The 23,777-nt window shown below is 53.1% G+C and carries 21 protein-coding genes; 11 read left to right on the top strand and 10 right to left on the bottom strand.

Annotated features, from left to right (window positions below; genetic code table 11):
• Positions 1-12 precede the first annotated feature (12 nt).
• Positions 13-1,302 (top strand): voltage-gated ClC-type chloride channel ClcB, encoded by a 1,290-nt coding sequence (gene clcB, locus HVY19_RS09780; protein WP_181684254.1) that lies wholly within the window; start codon positions 13-15, stop codon positions 1,300-1,302.
• On the opposite strand, the gene bioD is transcribed toward clcB, so the two are convergent.
• The 3 genes from bioD to HVY19_RS09765 form a co-directional block, all read right to left on the bottom strand.
• Positions 1,258-1,953 carry a dethiobiotin synthase gene (gene bioD / locus HVY19_RS09775; RefSeq protein WP_181684103.1) on the bottom strand — a complete coding sequence of 232 codons (696 nt, stop codon included), beginning with the start codon at positions 1,951-1,953 and terminating at the stop codon, positions 1,258-1,260. The two genes, clcB and bioD, sit on opposite strands and share 45 nt — an antisense overlap.
• 125 nt (positions 1,954-2,078) lie before the next feature.
• Positions 2,079-3,299, bottom strand: coding sequence for a sugar metabolism global transcriptional regulator Mlc (gene mlc / locus HVY19_RS09770; protein WP_181684102.1), 1,221 nt, complete (start codon positions 3,297-3,299; stop codon positions 2,079-2,081).
• A 128-nt stretch (positions 3,300-3,427) separates the two neighbouring features.
• Entirely contained in the window at positions 3,428-4,327 is a 900-nt protein-coding gene (locus tag HVY19_RS09765) for a LysR family transcriptional regulator (RefSeq protein ID WP_181684101.1), read from the bottom strand.
• A gap of 120 nt (positions 4,328-4,447) precedes the next feature.
• Here HVY19_RS09765 and HVY19_RS09760 point away from each other — a divergent pair, with 120 nt between their 5' ends.
• The 4 genes from HVY19_RS09760 to HVY19_RS09745 all read left to right on the top strand — a co-directional run bounded on the left by HVY19_RS09760 (position 4,448) and on the right by HVY19_RS09745 (position 8,963).
• Positions 4,448-5,701 (top strand): MFS transporter, encoded by a 1,254-nt coding sequence (locus HVY19_RS09760; protein ID WP_181684100.1) that lies wholly within the window; start codon positions 4,448-4,450, stop codon positions 5,699-5,701.
• Positions 5,702-5,977: 276 nt separating this feature from the next.
• Positions 5,978-7,462: a carboxypeptidase M32 gene (locus HVY19_RS09755; RefSeq protein WP_181684099.1), complete on the top strand. Its 1,485-nt coding sequence runs from the start codon at positions 5,978-5,980 to the stop codon at positions 7,460-7,462.
• Between the two features lie 149 nt (positions 7,463-7,611).
• On the top strand, positions 7,612-7,863 hold the full coding sequence (gene asr, locus HVY19_RS09750; protein WP_181684098.1) for an acid resistance repetitive basic protein Asr: 252 nt from the start codon (positions 7,612-7,614) through the stop codon (positions 7,861-7,863).
• 278 nt (positions 7,864-8,141) lie between these two features.
• Positions 8,142-8,963 (top strand): serine protease, encoded by an 822-nt coding sequence (locus tag HVY19_RS09745; protein ID WP_181684097.1) that lies wholly within the window; start codon positions 8,142-8,144, stop codon positions 8,961-8,963.
• Between the two features lie 44 nt (positions 8,964-9,007).
• Here HVY19_RS09745 and mdtI read toward each other — a convergent pair whose 3' ends face one another.
• The 4 genes from mdtI to pntA form a co-directional block, all read right to left on the bottom strand.
• Positions 9,008-9,337 (bottom strand): multidrug/spermidine efflux SMR transporter subunit MdtI, encoded by a 330-nt coding sequence (mdtI, locus tag HVY19_RS09740; RefSeq protein WP_181684096.1) that lies wholly within the window; start codon positions 9,335-9,337, stop codon positions 9,008-9,010.
• On the bottom strand, positions 9,324-9,686 hold the full coding sequence (gene mdtJ / locus HVY19_RS09735) for a multidrug/spermidine efflux SMR transporter subunit MdtJ (protein ID WP_181684095.1): 363 nt from the start codon (positions 9,684-9,686) through the stop codon (positions 9,324-9,326). Before mdtJ ends, mdtI begins: the two co-directional genes overlap by 14 nt.
• A gap of 419 nt (positions 9,687-10,105) precedes the next feature.
• Positions 10,106-11,494: a Re/Si-specific NAD(P)(+) transhydrogenase subunit beta gene (pntB, locus tag HVY19_RS09730; protein ID WP_181684094.1), complete on the bottom strand. Its 1,389-nt coding sequence runs from the start codon at positions 11,492-11,494 to the stop codon at positions 10,106-10,108.
• A 10-nt stretch (positions 11,495-11,504) separates the two neighbouring features.
• A complete protein-coding gene (gene pntA, locus HVY19_RS09725) occupies positions 11,505-13,034 on the bottom strand; it encodes a Re/Si-specific NAD(P)(+) transhydrogenase subunit alpha (protein WP_181684093.1) in 1,530 nt (509 codons plus the stop codon).
• Positions 13,035-13,559: 525 nt separating this feature from the next.
• Between pntA and ydgH the strand changes: the two genes are divergently transcribed.
• The 3 genes from ydgH to folM all read left to right on the top strand — a co-directional run bounded on the left by ydgH (position 13,560) and on the right by folM (position 16,930).
• Positions 13,560-14,504 (top strand): DUF1471 family protein YdgH, encoded by a 945-nt coding sequence (gene ydgH, locus HVY19_RS09720; protein WP_181684092.1) that lies wholly within the window; start codon positions 13,560-13,562, stop codon positions 14,502-14,504.
• A gap of 262 nt (positions 14,505-14,766) precedes the next feature.
• A complete protein-coding gene (locus HVY19_RS09715) occupies positions 14,767-16,149 on the top strand; it encodes an amino acid permease (RefSeq protein ID WP_181684091.1) in 1,383 nt (460 codons plus the stop codon).
• 58 nt (positions 16,150-16,207) lie between these two features.
• Entirely contained in the window at positions 16,208-16,930 is a 723-nt protein-coding gene (folM, locus tag HVY19_RS09710) for a dihydromonapterin reductase (RefSeq protein ID WP_181684090.1), read from the top strand.
• On the opposite strand, the gene HVY19_RS09705 is transcribed toward folM, so the two are convergent.
• Positions 16,927-17,262, bottom strand: a complete 336-nt coding sequence (locus HVY19_RS09705; RefSeq protein ID WP_181684089.1) for a GlpM family protein — start codon at positions 17,260-17,262, stop codon at positions 16,927-16,929. The genes folM and HVY19_RS09705 overlap by 4 nt on opposite strands.
• Before the next feature lie 127 nt (positions 17,263-17,389).
• Here HVY19_RS09705 and rstA point away from each other — a divergent pair, with 127 nt between their 5' ends.
• The 3 genes from rstA to tus all read left to right on the top strand — a co-directional run bounded on the left by rstA (position 17,390) and on the right by tus (position 20,443).
• Positions 17,390-18,124: a two-component system response regulator RstA gene (gene rstA / locus HVY19_RS09700; protein WP_181684088.1), complete on the top strand. Its 735-nt coding sequence runs from the start codon at positions 17,390-17,392 to the stop codon at positions 18,122-18,124.
• A 13-nt stretch (positions 18,125-18,137) separates the two neighbouring features.
• The gene (gene rstB, locus HVY19_RS09695) at positions 18,138-19,439 is read left to right on the top strand and encodes a two-component system sensor histidine kinase RstB (protein WP_181684087.1); all 1,302 of its coding nucleotides are present in this window, start codon (positions 18,138-18,140) and stop codon (positions 19,437-19,439) included.
• A gap of 74 nt (positions 19,440-19,513) precedes the next feature.
• The gene (gene tus, locus HVY19_RS09690; protein WP_181684086.1) at positions 19,514-20,443 is read left to right on the top strand and encodes a DNA replication terminus site-binding protein; all 930 of its coding nucleotides are present in this window, start codon (positions 19,514-19,516) and stop codon (positions 20,441-20,443) included.
• Here tus and fumC read toward each other — a convergent pair.
• A complete protein-coding gene (gene fumC / locus HVY19_RS09685) occupies positions 20,440-21,843 on the bottom strand; it encodes a class II fumarate hydratase (protein ID WP_181684085.1) in 1,404 nt (467 codons plus the stop codon). The two genes, tus and fumC, sit on opposite strands and share 4 nt — an antisense overlap.
• Before the next feature lie 138 nt (positions 21,844-21,981).
• Positions 21,982-23,628, bottom strand: coding sequence for a class I fumarate hydratase FumA (gene fumA, locus HVY19_RS09680; protein WP_181684084.1), 1,647 nt, complete (start codon positions 23,626-23,628; stop codon positions 21,982-21,984).
• Positions 23,629-23,777 lie beyond the last annotated feature (149 nt).

Genomic DNA, 23,777 nt, shown 5'->3' with positions numbered 1-23,777 from the left:
CTGTCGATGACGATGCATCGACTTCATCCCTGGCCCGATCTCCATTTATTACTTCGCCGTCTGCTCATTGCGGTCATGATCGGCGTGTTAGCCGCGGTTGCTGTCTCTGCGTTCCGTCACGCCATGCTGTTGCTGGAATGGGTATTCCTGAGTAATGACACCGGAAGCCTGGTCAACGCCGCAACGGGGCTTTCTCCCTGGCGGAGAGTCCTGACCCCAATGCTGGGCGGACTGGCTGCAGGTTTGATGTTATGGGGTTGGCAAAAGCGACACCAACAACGTTCGCATGCCTCCACAGATTATATGGAAGCCGTACGCAGCGACGGTCAGTTTGATTATGGCGCCAGCCTGATTAAGTCCCTTGCCTCTTTATTCGTGGTCGCCAGCGGTAGCGCCATTGGTCGTGAAGGAGCGATGATTTTACTGGCGGCGCTGGCGGCTTCCTGTCTTGCGCGCAGGTTTACTCCTCGTGACGAGTGGAGGTTGTGGATCGCCTGCGGCGCGGCGGCAGGAATGGCCAGCGCTTACCATGCACCGCTGGCGGGCACGCTGTTTATTGCAGAAATTCTCTTTGGCACGCTGATGCTGGCGTCGCTCGGACCGGTAGTCATTTCCGCCATTGTTGCGCTGGTCGCCACGCATTTTCTCGGCGGCGGAAGTTCGTTGCTGTACACGGTTCATCTTTCGCTGGAATTACAGAGTCTTGAATACGGTTTGATCCTGGTCACCGGTGTGCTTGCGGGACTATGCGGCCCTTTGCTAATCGGACTGATGTCCACCAGCCATCTTGCCTTTCTACGGCTCAAACTCACCCCGCCATGGCAACTTGCGCTGGGGGGACTGATTGTTGGTCTGCTTTCGCTGCTCACCCCGACGGTGTGGGGAAATGGTTACAGCGTGGTGCAATCCTTTTTACTTTCTCCGCCTCTGCTGCTGGTCATCACCGGTATTTTTCTTTGTAAACTGTTAGCCGTCCTCGCCAGCAGCGGATCCGGCGCACCGGGCGGTGTATTTACGCCAACGCTGTTTATTGGCCTCTCACTGGGAATGATTCTGGGGCGTATCTGGGGGATCTGGTTTCCTGGAACGGATGAGCTTACATTGCTACTTGGTCTGACGGGAATGGCGACACTGCTTGCGGCCACAACGCATGCCCCGGTGATGTCCAGCCTGATGATTTGTGAAATGACCGGAGAGTATCGACTGCTCCCCGGCTTATTGATTGCCTGTGTGCTGGCGTCGGTTCTGGCGAGGACGTTACGCCAGGACTCGATCTACCGACAACACACTGCCGAGCATTGACAGGCGAATATATTGCCCCAGTTCACGCTGCTCGGCGCGCGGTAGATAAGGCAACTCGCCGATTAATGGCGCAGGAATTTTTTTCCCCAGCACATCGATAATTTCAGCGTAATGCGCCAGCCCTGGATTAATCCTGTTAGCGACCCAGCCAATCAGAGGCAGGCCGTCATTGGCGATGGCTTGTGCGGTTAATAGCGCATGATTAATGCAGCCTTCCTGAATCCCCACCACCATCAAAACCGGTAGCTGTTCCTGCACCACCCATTCTGACAGCGGGCGCAGGTCGTTCATCAGACTCCGCCAGCCGCCAGTACCTTCCACCACCACGTGATCGACTTTGTCCGTCAGGCTAGCCAGCCCTTTGGAAATCAACGTGTAATTGATGGGACAACTATGGGCGACGCTGCTTTCGTCTTCGCTAAAAGCGATGGGATTGACGGCTTCGTAAGGTAACTCCAGCGTCGATACGCTTTGCAGTACCAACGCATCTTTGTTGCGCAGACCTTCTGGCGTCTCTTTGCTTCCTTTCGCGACGGGTTTGTAACCGGCTACGCTCTTACCACCTGACGCTAACGCTTGTAGTAATGCGCGGGAAACCACCGTTTTCCCCACAGAAGTGTCTGTACCTGTAATAAAGAAACGCTTCAGCATCACTAACTCCACCGTTATGCTACGAAAATATAAGTCAGGAAAATAATACAGTGGAGAAAGTCTAAGGTATGCCAGGTGGAGTCAGCTTGCGTTAGCGCAAATTTTGGTAGAACAATGAAAAAATGTTACCCCTGTAATAGACGGATCAACAAAGAACCGTTATACATCGCGTCTTTTACTAACGCGGCACCCGCCATCGTTCCTTGATTAGAAAACTGTGTACTTTCCACGACCATATTTTTGCTATAGGCAGGCAGCGCCTGCTGACGAATGCTGTCTGCAATGGCGGGAAACAGCACATCGGCGGCTTTACTGAGCGGGGAACCAATCAGTATTTTTTGCGGGTTGAACAAATTCACCATAATGGCCAGAATGCGCCCAACGTGCGTACCGACCCCGGTGATAATATCCTTTGCCAGCAGATCGCCCGCTAACGCGGCCTGGCACAGAGAATCGACCGTTAGCGGCTGTCCATGAAGCGAAGAGCTCATCGACTGCCCGAGTCGCAGTTGCGCCAGTTCCAGGATACTCTCAACGCTGGCGATCGTTTCCAGGCAACCGTGGTTTCCGCAGTAACAGCGTTTACCGTAAGGATCTACCTGAGTGTGACCAATCTCCACCAGGCTGCTGCTGCCTGCATGCAATAAATGACCGTCGGTGATCACCCCGGCACCAACGTTATGATCGATAACCACCTGGATGACATCGCGAGCCCCCCGGGAAGCCCCGAACATCGCTTCAGCCATTGTCCAGGCGCTGATGTCATGCTGGATATAAACCGGTACGCCAGTATGCTGCTCCAGCGCTTCGCCGAGCGGCATCTCTTTGACATCATCATAAAACGGCATCCGATGGACGATACCATTTTCAGTATCAATAATGCCCGGCATGGTAATGGCAATGGAAGTTAGACGTTCAAGCTTTTGCTGATGGCGAATAAAGAATTGATCGACCAACACAAGAATGCGGTCAAGCAGTGGCATATCGTCATGCAACGGAAGTTCAAGGCACTCCTCCACGACCTGTTTGCTGCTCAGATCGCGCAGAGCGAGAAAGATTTCCCCACGACTAATGCGCAAGGATAAGTAATGCCAGGCCTCAGTTTCGACCACCAGGCCGACAGCCGGACGCCCACGGCTCCCCGCTTCTTTAATTTCCAGTTCCTGAACCAGGTGCGCCTCAAGCATTTCGCGAACAATCTTGGTAATACTGGCGGGCGCCAATTGTGCAAGACGAGACAGATCAATACGTGATACCGGCCCAAGCTGATCAATCAGGCGATAAACCGCGCCAGCATTGGTCTGCTTTATTTGATCGATATGTCCAGGCTGAATATCAGCAACCACCTCTTACTCCCTTTATTTTCGCGCTCCGAAATAATCTGTGGGTTATGGTGAATGACTTCAATACACGGCGTCAACTTTTTACTTAGCCGTGTGATTTACTGCACATTTTAAGTGATTATTAAATTAATTTAAGCGTCCCTCACCGCCTGAATGAGCTGTTGACGAAAACGGATTGCCGCCTGGCTCTGTTCGTGATGCCTGGACCATACCAGCCACATTTCGGATACAGCCTCTTTTTCCGCGATGGGAACCCAACACATTTCGTCGACCTGAACTTTTTTAAACGAGGCCGGAAGAATGGATACGCCAAGTCCTGCCGCCACGAGACCAATGATCGTCATCGCCTCTCCGACCTCCTGCGTGATAACCGGCGTCAGATGGTAACGACGCATCATGCCAAGAATATCGTCGTATAAGCCCGTCCCAACGTGAGGATCAAAAAAGACGAAGGGCTCATGCGCTAGTTCGGCAAGTGACACCACCGGCTTTTGCGCAAGTCGGTGGTCCCGGGGGATCATCGCCATCAGCGGCTCGCGCAAGATCAGCTCATGGTTAAGCGCTTCCGGCAACAGCGTATTACGCAGCAGTCCAACATCCAACGCCCCTTCGCTGAGCGGTGCAAGCTGCTCGCGGGTGTTCATTTCACGAGTTTGCAGATGAACGTCCGGGTAATCCTGACGAAAAAGCGACAGCGTGTCGGAAACGGCTTTGATAAACGGCGCTGATGAGGTGAAGCCGATGCGTAATTCTCCGGCCTCGCCCTGGTGAAGTCGTTCAGCGCGGGCGGCGGCATCGGTGACCAGCCCCAGAATTTGCCGGCTGTCGGCGAGGAACTGCTTTCCGGCCGCCGTTAATGCCACGCTGCGGTTAGTACGCGCCAGAAGCCTTGCACCAATTTCCTGTTCCAGCGCCTGGATTTGTTGACTCAACGGCGGCTGCGAAATATTCAAACGCGCGGCTGCGCGACCAAAATGCAGCTCTTCTGCCACCGCAACAAAATAGCGTAGATGACGCAATTCTATATTCATATATTTAAGATATTATTTGAGACTATTAATATATTAGACAGAATAATGGGTTTTTCCTACTCTGTGCAATAGGGTTACGCCCGGACCTTTAAAACGCGGGTTGTTAAGCAAGGATTTCAAGTGAGCCGTACGACTACCGTCAGTGATGCCCCGGCAGGCGACATTGAGCAGCAAACCGTTTCTCAGCCAGTTCAGTTTATTCAGCGCGGTACGTCATCGTTTATGCGCGTCACGCTAGCCCTCTTTTCCGCAGGACTTGCTACCTTCGCGCTGCTGTACTGTGTACAGCCGATTCTTCCCGTCTTATCCCATGAGTTTGGCGTTTCGCCGGCCAGCAGCAGTATTTCACTTTCCATCTCTACCGGCATGCTGGCCGTCGGCTTACTTTTCACCGGGCCGCTTTCCGATGCGATTGGGCGAAAGCCCGTCATGGTGACTGCACTTCTGCTCGCCTCCACCTGCACTTTGCTCTCGACGATGATGACCAGTTGGCATGGCATCCTTATCATGCGCGCCCTGATCGGCCTCTCGTTGAGCGGCGTTGCGGCTGTCGGGATGACCTATCTTAGTGAAGAGATTCACCCAAGCTTCGTGGCGTTTTCGATGGGCCTCTATATCAGCGGTAACTCCATCGGCGGGATGAGTGGGCGTCTGCTTAGCGGTGTGTTTACCGACTTCTTTAACTGGCGAATTGCGCTGGCGGCCATTGGCTGTTTTGCCCTCGCGTCAGCATTAATGTTCTGGAAGATCCTGCCGGAGTCACGGCACTTCCGTCCCACCTCGCTGCGGCCAAAAACGCTGTTTATTAACTTCCGTTTGCACTGGCGCGACCAGGGGCTCCCACTGTTGTTCGCAGAAGGTTTTCTGCTGATGGGATCGTTCGTCACCCTGTTTAACTATATTGGCTATCGTCTGATGCTCTCGCCGTGGGAATTAAGCCAGGCCGTGGTCGGGTTACTTTCCGTCGCCTATTTGACCGGAACCTGGAGCTCGCCAAAAGCGGGCGCCATGACAGTGCGTTATGGACGCGGTCCTGTGATGCTTTTCTCTACCGTGGTGATGCTGCTCGGGTTGTTAATGACTCTCTTCAGTTCGCTGTGGCTGATCTTTGCCGGGATGTTGCTCTTCTCAGCCGGTTTCTTTGGCGCACACTCCGTCGCCAGCAGTTGGATTGGCCCACGCGCGCGGCGGGCAAAAGGCCAGGCCTCTTCGCTGTATCTGTTTAGCTACTATCTCGGCTCGAGTATCGCCGGTACGCTGGGTGGCGTTTTCTGGCACAACTATGGCTGGAACGGTGTGGGGGGATTTATCGCCATCATGCTGGTGTTGGCTATTCTGGTAGGAACACGGTTACATCATCGTCTGCACGTATAATAAAAGTCCGGGTAACACGCTACCCGGACTTTTCGTCTGTCTACTAACACCGTCTTACCATAAAACGGGAATTGATGTTGTCGCCATCAATTCTCTGGCTGCGTCCAACGTCAGGAGAACAAATAAGACCCAAATTATTGGATTCATTTTGCTGTGTGCGTCTTTTTTTTATCAACTGGTACGATGTCACCGTTGCCTACTATAAAAAAGGCTATCGATAAACATAACTACCCATTATGGTGGGGATAAACCTGCACAGACCGTCGAAGAGGATTCATGGCTAACAACAACTATCAGGAACTCACTCGCACCTTCCTGCGTCTCTCCCGCTTCTCTCATTTATCCGCCATCGCCAGTTGGGACATGTTTACCATGATGCCGCCCGGGGGGAGCACTGCGCGCGGTGAAGCACTGGCCGAACTGAGCGTACTGGAGCACCAGATAATCACCGATCCAAAAATCGCCCAGTGGATAGCAGCCGCTGCCGAGGAAGATCTCAACGATGTAGAACAGGCAAACCTGCGTGAAATAGCGCGTTTGCACACTCAGGCATCGCTTCTGCCCGCATCGCTGGTGGAGGCGAAATCACTTGCCGGCAGCCGTTGTGAGCACGCCTGGCGCAGTCAGCGTCCTGCAAACGACTGGCAGGGATTCTCGGCGAATTTAAAAGAGGTCGTAAAACTTAGCCGCGAGGAAGCAAAACTGCGTGCCGACGTTAAAGGCAGTTCGCCCTATGATGCCCTCCTTGATATTTATGAACCGGATATGACCAGCGCTCAGCTTGACGTGCTGTTTGCCGATCTTAAATCCTGGCTTCCTGACCTGTTGAACCGAGCGGTCGAAAAGCAGACGCAGCAGACGTTAATTCCGCCTGCTGGACCATTTCCGACGGAGATCCAGCGTCAGTTAGGTCTGGAAACCATGGCCACGCTGGGTTTTGATTTTAATGCGGGACGTCTGGACATTAGCGCACACCCTTTCTGTGGCGGCGTGCCCAACGATGTCCGGATTACCACCCGCTATAATGAAAATGAACTGCTCAGCGCCCTTTTTGGCGTCATCCATGAAACCGGGCACGCGCGCTATGAGCAAAACCTGCCGAAAACCTGGCCAGGACAGCCGGTTGCACTCGCCCGCTCCACGGCAATTCATGAGTCTCAGAGTCTGTTTTTTGAGATGCAGTTAGGTCGCAGCAACGCGTTCTTGCGTCGTCTTATCCCTGCAGTTAAGCGTCTTTTCGGTGACCAACCGGCATTCAGTGAGCAGAATTTTATTGCCTGGAATCAGCGGGTGAAGCCAGGGTTTATTCGTGTTGATGCCGATGAAGTCAGTTACCCTGCCCACGTTATTCTGCGTTATGAGATAGAACGTGCCCTGATCAACGGCGACATTGAAGTTGAAGATATTCCGGCGCTGTGGAACGAGAAAATGCAGTCATGGCTGGGAATTTCTACCGAAGGAAATTATCGCGACGGTTGCATGCAGGATATTCACTGGACCGACGGTGGCTTTGGCTATTTTCCATCCTATACGCTGGGAGCAATGTATGCCGCGCAATTGTTCAGTGCCGCGAAGCGCGCCTTGCCGGATCTGGATAGCCAGATTGCCCAGGGTGAGCTTACTGCGCTGTTCGACTGGTTACGTCAAAATATCTGGCAGCACGGCAGCCGTTTTACAACTGCACAATTAATGACTCAGGCAACCGGTGAACCGCTTAGCAGCCGCCATTTCCGTGCGCATCTGGAAGCCCGCTATCTGTAAATCCTTATGCCGGGCGTGTAAGCCCGGCTTTTGTACATATCGTTACACGCCGATACTAATGACTCACGGAAGCCCCCGATTTTCAGCGATATAGTCATTTCAACGGCCCCGCAGTGGGGTTGATTGAAAACCAAATCGAGGGTAGTAAAATGAAAAAAGTATTAGCTCTGGTTGTTGCCGCTGCAATGGGTCTGTCCTCTGCCGCTTTCGCTGCCGAGACAACCGCAACAGCACCTGCTGCAACCGCAAAAGCCGCGCCGGCCAAAACCACACACCACAAAAAACACCACAAAGCGGTAGCGCAGAAAGCCCCTGAACAAAAAGCGCAGGCTGCTAAAAAACCGGTGAAAAAAGCGGCCACGCACCAGCCCGCAAAACCGGCCGCACAACCTGCCGCATAATCTGCATTAACGATCGGAGCGCGCCCCCTCGCGCTTTGTCTCCCCGGCGCTGAGTATCCTTGCTCAGCGCCGTCTACTGGAGGGTATCCGCGTGCGTCGTTATCGCTTTGAGTTCATTCTTATCGCGCTTATTTTCTGCGGTCTTATTGCCATTGGCCTCTGGCTGTATTGAGTGTAGTTCTCTGATTTTATTCTCACTTTATCGCCGTTACGTCTATAGTTATCACCGAGGGGTTCTCTTTTAATAATCATAATTACCCACCAGAGTGTGATGTGATATGCGTAAAACCGTTGCTGTATTACTGGGTGCAATTTGTTTTTCTTCTGGACTTGCTCACGCTGATAAGCCTGACACGGAGTCAGAAACCAGTGAAGTGAAAACGCTATTTTTTGGCCAGGACGATCGGGTTCCGGTTAGCGACCCGACGCAGTCGCCGTGGGATGCCATTGGGCAACTGGAAACCGCCAGCGGTAATCTGTGTACCGCTACGCTGATCTCGCCTCATCTGGCGTTAACCGCCGGACATTGCCTGTTAATGCCGCCAAAGGGTAAACCGGATAAAGCGGTCGTGTTGCGCTTTGTCTCGAAGAAGGGTCTCTGGCGGTATGAAATTCATGGTATTGAAGGTCGGGTAGACCCGGGATTGGGTAAACGCCTGAAGGCCGATGGCGATGGATGGATTGTACCACCCAGTGCCGCGCCCTGGGATTTTGGGCTGGTGGTGCTGCGCTATCCGCCATCCGGCATCACCCCTCTTCCCTTATTTACCGGTGATAAAGCCGCACTGACTGCCGCGTTAAAAGAGGTGGGGAGAAAGGTCACGCAGTCAGGCTATCCGGAAGATCATCTTGATACCCTCTACACTCACCAGGACTGTATCGTGACGGGTTGGGCGCAAAGTTCGGTGCTTTCGCATCAGTGCGACACCCTGTCCGGCGACAGCGGTTCACCGTTGATGCTGCGCACCGATGAAGGCTGGAAACTGATTGGCGTTCAGAGTTCCGCTCCGGCGGCGAAAGATCGCTGGCGCGCGGATAATCGCGCCATTTCGGTTACCGGCTTTCGCGATAAACTCGACGCGCTGGCCGAGGAGAAGTAAGGATTATCGCGCTGCCCAACGTGATTTGAGTAGCGCATTCGCCCTCAGGCCAGCTTAATCAGGATCATTCCGACGAGCAGTAAAATCACCCCCACCCAGCCTTTTCGGTTTAATCGCTGGCCAAACAGGATCCATCCTGCGGCCAGGGTAGCGGCAATGCCGAACCCACCCCAGAGCGCATAGGCGACGGAGAGATCGATGCCTTTTACCGCCTGAGAAAGTGCACTAAATGCCGCAAGTACCGCGAGCAGTGACAGGATGCCATAGCTTTTACGACGAAAACCGTCGGAGAATTTAAGAAGAACGTTGGCGACAATTTCCAGTACGATTGCCATTGCCAGCCACGCTGCGTGAACCCACTCAAACTGCTGCATGGGCTCCCCCTTTCGCGGAAGTGCGAGGCTTACGTGTACCCGACTTAATTAATGCAATCCCCAACACCAGTGTCGTCAATCCGGCAATTTTCATTGGCGATAACGCTTCATCAAATAACAGCACGCTGAACAGCGTAATAAATAAAATACCAATCCCTTCCCATAAAGCATATGCCACGCCGAGAGCGATTTTTTTTACGGCAAATGAGAGAAAAATATACGATAACGCAATCATGAACAGCATTAAAATAAAACCGCTGTTGTCATTACCTACGCTCGCCCATTTCATTGACAGCGTTCCGGTAATTTCTGCGGCGATGGCCAGACCTAATAAAATCCAGTAAAACATGGTGCTTCTCCTGCTTGAGAATACAGTCCCTGGGCATGCTGAAATCAGCAGACCGTAAAAAAATAAATCAGTTATCTCAGCGCGTTGCGCGAGTCAGATCTGAAAAAAGGGACTAAAGCGCGTTGCGCCAGTGCTGCTCACCTGCAAGCAAGAAAATAGAGGAGGTACGAAGAAGTGTGGGGGTAGAAAAAAACATCCTGAACATATTGTCCATAAAATTACAATTATCCGCAGTGTTGCTTCTCGTCATCGCGGATGATAATTGTCCTCGGTAGTTAAACACCCCTGATTTGTATCATAGCCTCAGAATTAACTCAAAACCTTTTCATTTCTTTACCCGCTCGATTAAGGCAAGCGCATGATGCAGGTGAATTTATCCGGGCATAAAAGAAAACGGCCTCCGCAGAGGCCGTTGCGTTTTACAGTGCTTTAAGAATGGCATCCACGCTGGCTTTGGCATCGCCAAACAGCATATGGGTGTTTTCTTTGAAGAACAGCGGGTTCTGTACGCCGGCATAACCGGTGTTCATTGAACGTTTAAAGACGATGACGTTTTGCGCTTTCCAGACTTCCAGTACCGGCATTCCGGCAATTGGGCTGTTTGGATCGTCCTGTGCTGCCGGGTTGACGGTGTCGTTGGCACCAATGACCAGCACGGTGTCGGTATCGGCGAAATCATCATTGATTTCATCCATTTCCAGCACGATGTCATAAGGCACTTTCGCTTCTGCGAGCAGTACGTTCATATGACCCGGCAAGCGCCCGGCTACCGGGTGAATGCCGAAACGCACCTTAATTCCGCGGGCGCGCAGCTTCTCGGTAATCTCCGCCACAGGATACTGCGCCTGCGCCACCGCCATGCCGTATCCCGGGGTGATGATCACGGTATGCGAGTTTTTCAGCATGTCAGCCGTGTCTTCTGCGCTAATCTCACGGTGTTCGCCAACGTCTTCGTCACCGCTGGATGCAGAACCGTCGGTTCCGAACCCCCCTGCGATAACGCTAATGAACGAACGGTTCATCGCCTTACACATAATGTAAGAGAGGATCGCACCGCTCGAACCCACCAGCGCACCGGTGACAATCAGCAGGTCGTTGCTGAGCATAAAGCCCGCAGCCGCTGCCGCCCAACCGGAGTAGGAGTTAAGCATCGACACCACAACCGGCATGTCTGCCCCACCGATGGAGGCCACCAGATGCCAACCGAAGGCCAGCGCGATGATTGTCATCACCAGCAGCGCCAGAACCTGCAACCCCACGCTTTCAGTACGGACGAACAGTACCAACAGCAGGAATGAAACAACCAGCGCCGCAAGGTTCATCTTGTGACGGTTTGGCAGCATCAGCGGCTTAGACGAAATCTTGCCACGCAGTTTACCGAACGCCACCACGGAACCGGTGAAGGTTACCGCACCGATAAAGATACCGAGGAAGACTTCGGTCAGGTGAATATTCACCAGAATCGGATCCAGTCCCGCTTCGTGATAGAGGTAGCTGTTGAAGCCCACCAGCACGGCGGCCAGACCCACGAAGCTGTGCAGAATCGCTACCAGCTCCGGCATCTCGGTCATTTCAACTTTCTTCGCCAGACGGATACCAATCGCACCGCCGATAATCATTGCCACCAGAATCCAGGCAACGTTGCCGGTGTCCGGGCCAAAAATTGTGGCAATCAGCGCAATCGCCATCCCGGCGATACCAAAGTTATTACCCTGCTGCGACGTCTCATGCTTTGAAAGGCCTGCAAGGCTGAAAATAAACAGGATCGCGGCAACAATGTATGCAGCTGTAACTAATCCACCAGACATGTGTTACCCCTTAGTTTTTCCGGAACATTTTCAGCATGCGCTGAGTCACGGTGAAGCCACCGAAAATATTAATGCTGGCAATCAGTACCGCGATAAAGCTCAGGAAGCTAACCCAGCCACCCTGGCCAATCTGCAATAATGCGCCGACCACAATAATCCCTGAAATGGCGTTGGTGACCGACATCAGCGGCGTATGCAGCGCATGAGAGACGTTCCAGACCACGTAATAACCCACTACACAGGAGAGCGCGAACACGGTGAAGTGACCGAGAAACTCTTTCGGTGCCACGTCAGCCAGCCAGCCAAAGAGGATGATCGCCAGCGCCATGAATGCATATTTGCGCCACGGCGAGGTCGGTTTTTCAGGCTCTTTTGCTGCCGGTGCGGCTTTCGCCGCGGCTTGCGGCTGGGCTGAAACCTGAATCGGCGGCGCAGGCCAGGTGATTTCACCTTCACGGACAACCGTCACGCCACGTACCACGACATCATCGAAATCAACGACGATGTTGCCGTCTTTCTCTTTGCAGAGCAGCTTGAGCAGGTTGACGAGGTTGGTGCCGTAAAGCTGAGACGACTGGGTCGGTAAACGACCCGGGAGATCGGTATAACCGATAACTTTGACGCCGTTTGCCGTGGTCGTCACCTGGTTGGCGACGGTGTATTCACAGTTACCGCCGTTTTGCGCCGCCAGATCGACAATCACACTGCCCGCTTTCATGGAGTCAACCATTTCACGGGTGATCAGCTTCGGTGCCGGTTTACCTGGGATCAACGCGGTGGTCACGATAATGTCGACCTCTTTTGCCTGAGCGGCAAAGAGGGCCATTTCCGCCTTGATAAACGCTTCAGACATCACCTTGGCATAACCGTCGCCGCTGCCTGCTTTCTCTTTAAAATCCAGTTCGAGGAATTCCGCGCCCATACTCTGGACCTGTTCTTTTACTTCTGGACGAGTATCAAAGGCACGCACAATGGCACCCAGGCTATTTGCCGCACCAATGGCCGCCAGACCGGCAACCCCGGCACCAATCACCATCACCTTCGCCGGCGGCACTTTGCCTGCTGCGGTGATTTGCCCGGTAAAGAACCGCCCAAACTCGTGCGCGGCTTCAACAATCGCACGATACCCGGCGATGTTAGCCATTGAGCTTAAGGCATCCAGCGACTGCGCACGTGAAATACGTGGCACAGAGTCCATCGCCATCACCGTCACATTGCGTTCAGCCAGCTTTTGCATTAACTCTGGATTCTGCGCGGGCCAGATAAAACTGACCAGCGTCGTGCCTGGATTGAGTAACGGAATTTCATCGTCTTCAGGCGCATTGACCTTCAGAATAATTTCTGACTGCCAGACAGCACTGCTATCAACAATTTCCGCACCCGCGTCTACAAAAGCCTTATCGTCAAAACTCGCAAGTCTACCCGCGCCGCTCTCTACCGCGACGGTGAAACCCAGCTTCAGCAACTGCTCAACCGTTTTCGGCGTTGCTGCAACGCGAGTTTCATTGGTAAACCGTTCTTTTGGTATGCCAATTCGCATAATGTTCCCTTCCATCGGTGTTTTTGAGGATGGTTTGTCAGTGATCGTGGAATTGCGCACGCAACTTCACGCAGGAGGTATGAATGACCTCAGCAACATAAAACAGTAACAAACTCCGTATAACGTACTGAAAATAGCGCCTGTGATCTAGCGCCAAAAATCAGTATTTGTTAGCTAATCTGCAAAAAAGGAACGATTCAGCCTCCAGACCGGGATAATGACCTTTAATTCCCCGTGAAAGGCCAATAAATCGCTCAAGCGAAGCGGCAAAACATGATTTAGCGCCATTGCAGATCAATCAATTAACATTAAATTAACTTATCAAATCTATGCTCTTCATTAGTTTAAACCCTGAAGCGCCTTTTTTTGGGACATTTCATAAAAAGTCAGCGACCTGATGTCGTTATCCACCTGATGAGTGAAAAATGACGCAGACATTCACCGCGTTTCAGTGCAATAATCAGCGACGTTTCTAGTCAATAACAATACCAGTACCTGGTTTGCGCAAGGCGAAGGATTATTTTTATGAAGCTTAAGAACACACTCCTGGCGTCAGCACTTCTTTCTGCGACGGCTTTTTCCGTAAATGCAGCAACAGAATTGACGCCGGAGCAAGCGGCACAACTGAAGCCGATTGACCGCGTCGTGGTGACCGGCCGTTTTAATGCGATTGGCGATGCGGTGAAAGCGGTTAACCGCCGCGCAGACAAAGAAGGTGCCGCCTCTTTTTATGTCGTCGATACCTCCGATTTTGGTAATAGCGGGAACTGGCGTGTTGTGGCCGATCTCTACAGCGCTAATGCCGAGAAAGCCGAAGCCACTAAAAACCGCGTGATCAACGGCATCGTTGAATTGCCGAAAGATCAGGCGGTACTGCTGGAACCTTACGACACTGTAACGGTGCAGGGTTTCTATCGCAGCCAGCCTGAAGTGAATGATGCGATCACCAAAGCAGCGAAAGAAAAAGGGGCTTACTCTTTCTATATCGTTCGTCAGGTTGATGCAAACCAGGGTGGGAACCAGCGTATTACCGCATTTATCTATAAAGAAGATGCGAAAAAACGCGTGGTACAAAGCCCGGATGCCATCCCGGCTAACTCTGATGCAGGTCGTGCCGCATTAGCCGCCGGCGGCGAAGCAGCAACAAAAGTCGAAATCCCGGGTGTTGCCACCACCGCTTCGCCAAGCGCTGAAGTGGGTCGTTTCTTTGAAACGCAGTCAACGAAAGGTGGACGTTACACTGTCACGTTGCCAGATGGGACGAAAGTTGAAGAACTGAACAAAGCCACCGCCGCGATGATGGTGCCGTTCGACAGCATTAAGTTCACCGGTAACTACGGCAACATGACCGAAGTCTCCTACCAGGTGGCGAAGCGTGCGGCGAAGAAAGGCGCTAAATATTATCACATCACCCGCCAATGGCAGGAACGTGGTAACAACATGACCATCAGTGCCGATCTGTACAAATAACACCAGGCTGCCGGATGGCAGTGTAAACACCTTATCCGGCCTACAGGCAATTGCTTCGTAGGCCGGATAAGCGCAGCGCCATCAGGCAATTTAATCTCTCTCGATTACGCCCACTTTTCATACTATCAGTCACAAATATTATCGTGACCGTTGCATGCAGTCCCTTCTCTCCGTAAAATCCCGCGCCTTAGTGGCATTCACCATTTTTATGCGTTTTGCCATAATAATTATTCTCCACCGTTCGTTTTGACACTGGATAATCATGGATAAAAAATTGGGACTGAGCGCACTCACCGCGCTGGTTTTAAGCTCAATGCTTGGCGCAGGAGTTTTCAGTCTGCCGCAGAATATGGCCGCCGTTGCCAGCCCGGCTGCATTGCTCATTGGTTGGGCGATCACCGGAGCCGGTATTCTCCTGCTGGCCTTTGCCATGCTCATCCTTACCCGTATCAGGCCGGAGCTCGACGGTGGGATCTTTACCTATGCTCGGGAAGGCTTTGGTGAACTGATCGGTTTTTGTTCAGCCTGGGGCTACTGGCTGTGCGCCGTTATCGCCAACGTCTCCTATCTGGTTATCGTCTTTTCCGCGCTCAGCTTTTTCACCGATACGCCTGAATTGCGCCTGTTTGGCGACGGGAATACCTGGCAGTCGATCGTCGGTGCGTCGGCACTGTTATGGATCGTCCATTTCCTGATCCTGCGTGGCGTGCAGACGGCAGCCAGTATCAACCTGGTCGCCACGCTTGCTAAATTACTGCCGCTCGGCCTGTTTATCGTGCTGGCGTTCATGGCCTTCAAACTTGAAATCTTTAATCTGGATTTTACCGGTCTGGCACTGGGTGTACCGGTCTGGGAGCAGGTCAAGAATACGATGCTGATCACCCTGTGGGTATTTATCGGCGTTGAAGGCGCAGTCGTTGTCTCTGCGCGCGCACGGAGTAAGCGCGACGTAGGCCGGGCAACGCTGCTGGCGGTTCTTGCCGCGCTTGGCGTGTATTTGCTGGTTACTCTGCTCTCGCTTGGCGTTCTTGCGCGTCCTGAACTGGCGGAGATGCGTAACCCGTCGATGGCGGGTCTGATGGTCAGCATGATGGGGCCGTGGGGTGAAATCATTATCGCCGCGGGTCTGATCGTCTCTGTCTGCGGCGCTTACCTTAGCTGGACTATTATGGCGGCTGAAGTCCCGTTTCTTGCCTCCACGCATAAAGCCTTCCCGCGCATTTTCGCCCGTCAGAACGCGCAAGGCGCACCGTCAGCCTCGCTTTGGCTGACCAACCTCTGTGTTCAGGTCTGTCTGGTGCTGATCTGGCTGACCGGCTCGGATTACAACACGCTGCTGACCATTGCCTCCGAAATGATTCTGGTGCCCTATTTCCTCGTCGGCGCGTTCCTGCTGAAAATTGCCACGCGTCCGCTTCATCGGGCGGTAGGTGTCGGTGCCTGCATTTATGGCTTATGGTTATTGTATGCTTCGGGACCAATGCACCTGCTGCTTTCAGTGGTACTTTACGCGCCTGGTTTATTGGTCTTCCTGTATGCGCGCAAGACCCATACGCATGATAATGTGCTTAATCGTCAGGAAATGGTTTTGATTGGTTTGCTGCTGATCGCTTCAGTTCCGGCAACCTGGTTATTGGTGGGGTAAGTGTTATCCCATCGTTTGCACTCATTGTCTGAATCACAGGCACAGAAGGAGTTTTTCGATGGGCAGTAAGCATCCTTTACCAATCCTGATCACCGGCGGAGGCCGTCGCATCGGCCTCGCCCTCGCCTGGCACTTTCTTAATCAAAAACAGCCGATCATTGTCAGTTACCGGACTCGTTATCCGGCGATTGATGGGCTGGAAGACGCCGGGGCGATGTGCATTCAGGCCGACTTTTCCAGCAATGAAGGCGTGCTGGCTTTTGCTGACAAAGTGAAAGAAAGCGCCGCTGGCTTACGGGCTATTTTGCACAATGCCAGCGCGTGGATGGCGGAGAAACCAGGCACTCCGCTGACTGACGTGCTGGAATGTATGTTGCAGATCCACGTTAATGCCCCCTATCTCCTCAACCACGCGCTCGAAGGGATGCTTCGCGGTCACGGACACGCCGCCGGCGATATCATCCACTTTACCGATTATGTCGTGGAGCGCGGCAGCGATAAGCATATCGCCTATGCCGCCAGCAAAGCCGCGCTGGACAACATGACCCGTTCGTTTGCGCGCAAGCTGGCGCCAGAGGTAAAAGTCAACGCCATCGCTCCCTCGCTCATCTTGTTTAACGAAAGTGATGACGCCACCTATCGCGAGCAGGCGCTGAATAAATCCTTGATGAAAACGGCACCGGGCGAGAAAGAGATCATTGATCTGATCGACTATCTCCTTACCAGTTGTTTCGTGACGGGCAGAAGTTTCGCCGTCGACGGCGGTCGCCATCTGCGTTAATGCAGTTTGACCCAGCAGAAAATCAGCAGCCAGGCGCTCAGACTCCAGCAAACCACCGCCCCACCGAGCGCCACCGGCAGCCGCAAGAAGCCGGTGAAATACCACAGCGAAAGAAGATAAACAAAATAGGGAATGATCGACCACATGCTGAAGACGATAGTCGTTCTGAGCGCATTGATGCCACGTTCACTGGCCACAATGTAATGCGCGATCAGCGCGAACGTCGGGAACAGCGGGATTAACCCAGCGATATAGTAGTTTTTTGTTTTTGCCAGCAAGCCAATCAACACCACCACCAGCGCACCCAGGGCGGCTTTTATTATGAGTCCCATTCCTTTTGCCTTAACACATCGGTAACATCGGCGGTTAGCATAACGGAAGCACATTCGTTTAGGAAAGATTAATGGAAGGGATTATCACGGCGGTGTATGTTGGTATTTTCTCTACGTTATGAAAAATATGCACACTATCGTATTTGTCGAAGACGATCCTGAAGTTGGCGCGTTAATTGCGGCGTACCTGGCAAAACATGATTTCGACGTGGTGATAGAGCCTCGCGGTGATACAGCGCAGGCGCGCATTCTGCAAATTCAGCCCGATCTTGTGCTCCTCGACATCATGCTACCCGGCAAAGACGGGATGACTATCTGCCGCGACCTACGCGATCAATGGCAGGGCCCGATTGTCCTTCTCACCTCCCTGGATAGCGACATGAACCATATTCTGGCGCTGGAATTGGGGGCGTGTGACTATATTCTGAAAACCACTCCACCCGCTGTGTTATTGGCGCGTCTTCGCCTGCATCTGCGACAGAATGAGTCATCCTCCCACGCTAAAGGCATTCAGCAAACCGGCGTCACAGCGCATAAACCCCTGCGCTTTGGTTCTCTGACCATTGATCCCGTTAATCGCGCGGTGTTGCTTTCCGGAGAACAGGTTTCCCTTTCTACCGCTGATTTTGAGCTGCTATGGGAGCTTGCCACTCATGCCGGGCAAATAATGGATCGCGATGCATTGCTGAAGAACCTGCGCGGCGTCAGTTACGACGGTCTGGATCGCAGTGTGGATGTCGCCATTTCCCGCCTGCGCAAAAAGCTTCTCGATAGCGCGACCGAACCTTACCGGATCAAAACGGTGCGAAATAAAGGTTACTTATTTGCGCCACACGCCTGGGATGATGAACCCTCACGCTAATACGGGAATGTAAATGAAAAAACTGTTTGTGCAGTTTTATCTCCTGCTGTTCACCTGCTTTTTGGTGATGACTCTGCTGGTCGGTCTGGTCTACAAATTCACCGCCGAACGTGCCGGTCGACAATCCCTTGATGACTTAATGAAAAGCTCACTGTATCTGATGCGCAGCGAACTGCGTGAAATCCCGCCGCGTGACTGGGGAAAAACGCTGAAGCAGATGGATCTGAATTTGTCGTTTGATCTGCGCGTGGAGCCGTTGACGAAATTCAACCTCGACGCACAGAGTATGCATCGTCTACGAACCGGTGACATTGTTGCCCTGGACGATCAATACACGTTTATCCAGCGCATCCCACGAAGCCATTACGTTCTGGCCGTTGGCCCGATCCCGTACCTCTATTTTCTTCACCAGATGCGTCTGCTCGACATCGCGTTAATGGCTTTTATCGCGATTTCTCTCGCTCTGCCGGTGTTTATTTGGGTCCGCCCTCACTGGCAGGAGATGCTGCGTCTGGAAGCCGCCGCCCAGCGTTTCGGCGAAGGTCATTTGACGGAGCGTCTGCATTTTGACAGTGGCTCCAGCTTTGAGCGCCTGGGGGTCGCGTTTAATCAAATGGCTGATAACATCAATGCGCTGATCGCCAGTAAGAAACAGCTTATTGACGGTATCGCGCATGAGTTGCGCACTCCGCTGGTTCGTCTTCGCTACCGGCTGGAAATGAGCGAGAACCTGACGGAGCAGGAATCTCAGGCGCTGAATCGCGATATCGGGCAATTTGAAGCACTTATTGAAGAGTTGCTGACCTATGCCCGCCTCGACAGGCCGCAAAACGAACTGCATCTTAGCGAACCTGATTTCGCCGCGTGGCTGCTGACCTATATCGAAGATGCGCAAAATGTGAATCCGTCGCGAACCATTACGCTGTGTGAACGGATTCCGGGTGATTACGGGGCGCTGGATATGCGCCTGATGGAGCGCGTGCTGGATAATCTCCTTAATAATGCATTGCGGTACTGCAAGTCTACCGTGCAGATCCGCCTGTTGTTGAGCGGTAATCGTGCAACATTAGTTGTTGAAGATGATGGCCCTGGAATTGAAATCGGCGCCCGGGAGAAAATCTTCGAACCTTTCGTCCGCCTGGATCCGAGTCGTGACCGTGCGACCGGTGGGTGCGGACTGGGATTAGCCATCGTGCACTCTATCGCGCAAGCCATGGGTGGAAGCGTTATCTGTACGGATAGCCCGTTGGGTGGCGCGCGTTTCAGCTTCAGTTGGCCGCTCTGGCATACCCTTCCCGCATTTCCATCTGTCTGACGCTAACGGCGCAGTGGCTTCAGACTATTGATTATGCTATACAGAAAGTATGTTGTAACTAATGAGGGTGTCCCATGGCTCGTTACGATGTGGTAGAACGGCTGAATTCCACTTTCCGGCTGATGGAGCAAGAGTTGGCTGCACTGACCGAAGAGCTACGCCACCACCGCCTGCTGGTGGCCCGCGTCTTTTCGCTGCCAGAGGTGAGCAAAGACGATGAGCATAATCCGCTGAACACTATCGCGGTGACGCAACATCTGGGCAAAGAGGCGGAAGCGCTGGCGCTGCAGCATTATCGCCATTTATTTATTCAACAGCAGTCGGAAACTCGCAGCAGTAAGGCGGCGGTGAGGTTACCTGGCGTATTGTGTTTCCAGGTCGATAATGCCAGCCAGACGGCACTGGAAGACCAGGTACGGCACATTAACCAGTTGAAGACCACCTTCGAACAGATCGTCACGGTGGAGTCTGGCTTAGCCCCGGCCGCACGCTTCGAATGGGTGCATCGCCATTTACCGGGGCTGATTACCCTTAATGCATACCGAACTTTGACGGTCATAAACGATCCGGCCACCCTGCGCTTTGGCTGGGCGAATAAACATATCATCAAGAATTTAACGCGGGATGACGTTCTGAAGCAGCTTGAAAAGAGCCTGAATACCCCGCGTAGCGTCTATCCATGGACCCGCGAAGAGTGGCAGGCGAAGCTGGAGCGAGAATTTCAGGATATCGCCGCCCTGCCGCAGCGGGCAAAGCTGAAGATAAAACGGCCAGTGAAAGTGCAACCCATTGCCCGGGTCTGGTACAAAGGGGAACAAAAACAGGTACAGCACGCGTGTCCATCCCCACTGTTGGCATTGATCAACACGGATAACGGCGCGGGCATTCCCGATGTCGGTGAACTGCTCAACTACGATGCCGGGAACGTCCAGCATCGTTTTAAGCCTCAGGCGCAACCGCTTCGTCTGATAATTCCGCGGCTGCACCTGTACGTGGCGGATTAACGCCCCACGTTCATACTGCCGACCATCTGCTCTGGCCGCACCCAACTGTCAAACTCGGCTTCCGTCAGATAGCCCAGCGCCAGAGCAGCCGCTTTCAGGGTCAGCCCCTCTTTATGCGCTTTTTTCGCGATTTCTGCCGCTTTGTCGTAGCCAATATGGGTGTTGAGCGCCGTGACCAGCATCAGCGACTCATTGAGCAGTTGATTAATGCGTTCGCGGTTCGGCTCAATACCGGTGGCGCAATGCTCGTTAAAGCTCTCCATCCCGTCCGCCAGCAGACGTACCGATTGCAGGAAATTGTGGATCACCAACGGGCGATAGACGTTCAGCTCGAAGTTGCCCGATGCGCCCCCCATATTGATTGCGACATCGTTCCCCATCACCTGACAGCACAGCATCGTCACCGCTTCACACTGAGTCGGGTTGACTTTCCCCGGCATGATCGAGCTACCCGGCTCATTTTCCGGGATAGCGAGTTCGCCAATACCGCAGCGCGGACCCGACGCCAGCCAGCGAACATCGTTGGCAATTTTCATTAAAGAGGCCGCCAGACCTTTCAGCGCGCCGTGGGCATGAACCAGGGCATCGCAGGTTGCCAGTGCCTCGAATTTATTAGGCGCAGTCACAAACGGCTGACAGGTTATCACCGCCAGTTCATCCGCAACCCGACGCGCATATTCCGGGTGGGTGTTCAGACCAGTGCCCACCGCAGTCCCCCCTAATGCCAGTTCCGCCACGTGCGGCAAACTGTGTTCGATGTGCCGTAAATTATGCTCAAGCATCGCCACCCACCCGGAGATTTCCTGCCCGAGAGTCAACGGCGTGGCATCCTGCAAATGAGTACGGCCAATTTTGACAATATCCGCAAAGGCATGAGATTTGTCGGCTAACGTTTTGGTTAACACCTTCAACTGTGGGATCAGCTGTTTACGCAGCGACAAAAGCGCTGCAACATGCATCGCCGTCGGGAACACATCGTTTGAGCTTTGGCTCTTATTGACGTCGTCGTTGGGATGGACTTTACGTTCCATGCCGCGCACGCCGCCGAGCAACTCGCTTGCCCGGTTCGCAAGCACTTCGTTCATGTTCATGTTGCTTTGCGTACCGGAACCGGTCTGCCAGATAGCCAGCGGAAACTCATCGATATGCTTATCCGCCAGTACTTCATCAGCGGCCTGCATTATGGCCGATGCCTTCTCTGCGGGAAGCAGTCCTAAATCTTCATTGACCTTTGCCGCTGCGCGCTTGGTGAGCGCCAGCGCATGGATCAGCGCGACGGGCATTTTTTCAGTGGAAATACGAAAGTGCTCCAGCGAACGCTGGGTTTGCGCGCCCCATAGCTTGTCGGCAGGAACGTCGATGGCGCCCATCGAGTCTTTTTCACGGCGTACCGTTGTCATTACTTTCTCCTTGATAACACTGTCAGAATGGCTCACATGCTTAAGAGATAAGTATTGATGGCTTCACAGAAAAGATATGACGCTTTGTGCGCTCTTGTTGGTGGCGGGTGACGCTGACGCCACCCGCTTTTTGCTAAACTACTTCAGACACGCCGAGCATTGAGACGACTGGATCTGTTTGAAGAAGTCATTACCTTTGTCATCCACAAGGATAAACGCCGGGAAGTCTTCCACTTCAATTTTCCAGATGGCTTCCATCCCCAGTTCTGGATATTCCACACATTCCAGGCTCTTAATACTGCCCTGCGCCAGAACAGCAGCCGGACCGCCGATGCTACCCAGATAGAACCCGCCGTGTTTATGGCAGGCATCCGTCACCTGCTGGCTGCGGTTCCCTTTCGCCAGCATGATCATGCTCCCGCCTTCAGACTGAAGCTGATCGACGTAGGAGTCCATCCGGCCAGCGGTCGTCGGTCCGAGTGAACCGGAGGCATATCCCTCAGGCGTTTTTGCCGGACCTGCGTAGTAAATCGGATGATCTTTCACATATTGCGGCAGGCCTTCACCGTTATCCAACCGCTCTTTCAGCTTCGCATGGGCAATATCGCGACCGACAATAATCGTGCCGTTCAGGGAAAGGCGGGTAGAAACCGGATACTGCGACAGCTGCTGCAGGATCTCTTTCATTGGACGGTTCAGGTCGATACGTACCGCTTCGCCCTCTCCTGCATTGCGCAATTCTTGCGGAATGTATTTGCCCGGGTTGTGCTCCAGTTTCTCAATCCAGATGCCTTTACGGTTGATCTTCGCTTTGATGTTGCGATCGGCGGAACAGGACACCCCCATCCCGACCGGACAAGACGCACCGTGGCGCGGCAGACGAATCACGCGAATGTCATGGGCAAAGTATTTACCGCCAAACTGCGCGCCAAGGCCTAAGTTTTGCGCCTCAGCCAGCAGTTCTTTTTCCAGCGCCACGTCGCGGAAGGCCTGACCATGTTCGTTCCCTTCAGTCGGCAACGCGTCGTAATACTTTGCAGAGGCCAGCTTCACCGTCTTCAGGGTCGCTTCTGCAGACGTTCCACCAATCACAAAGGCGATGTGATACGGCGGACAGGCAGCGGTACCCAGCGTGCGCATTTTATCGACCAGATAGTTTTTCAGTTTGCCTGGCGTTAACAGCGCCTTGGTTTCCTGATACAGATAGGTTTTGTTGGCAGAACCGCCGCCTTTGGCGATACACAGGAATTTGTACTCATCGCCGTCAACGGCGTAGAGGTCAATCTGCGCAGGCAGGTTGGTGCCGGTGTTGACCTCTTTGTACATATCCAACGCGGCGTTTTGCGAGTAGCGCAGGTTGTCTTCGATATAGGTGTTATAAACACCACGAGAGAGCGCGGCTTCATCGCCACCGCCGGTCCACACGCGCTGGCCTTTCTTACCAACGATAATCGCCGTACCGGTATCCTGGCAGGTCGGCAGAATGCCTTTTGCCGCGATATCGGAGTTACGCAGGAATTGCAACGCCACGTACTTGTCATTTTCACTGGCCTGCGGGTCATGCAGAATGTCAGCCACCTGCTGTTGATGCGACGGGCGCAGCATAAACGACGCGTCGTGGAATGCCTGTTGCGCAAGCAGCGTTAAGGCTTCCGGGGCCACTTTGAGGATCTCTTGACCTTCAAATTCGGCGACTGTTACATGTTCACTGGTCAACAGGTAGTATTCGGTTTCGTCCTTTTTGAGGGGAAAAGGATCCTGATAATGAAAGGGTTTGTTTGACATTGTTCTCTCACTTACAGCTCGGTGTGATTGTTCTGGGCAGCAGTTCCGTTGCCCTCTTTAAAAGCAAGTCAGCATATCCTACACAATTCTTTAACAAAAACTGAGACTAGTACGACTTTTTGCGTGCAGAGGTTACTTCAGGCGGGTTT

The organism is Citrobacter sp. RHB25-C09, from assembly GCF_013836145.1.
Lineage (GTDB): Bacteria > Pseudomonadota > Gammaproteobacteria > Enterobacterales > Enterobacteriaceae > Citrobacter_A.
This window is presented reverse-complemented; position numbering and strand designations above follow the sequence as displayed.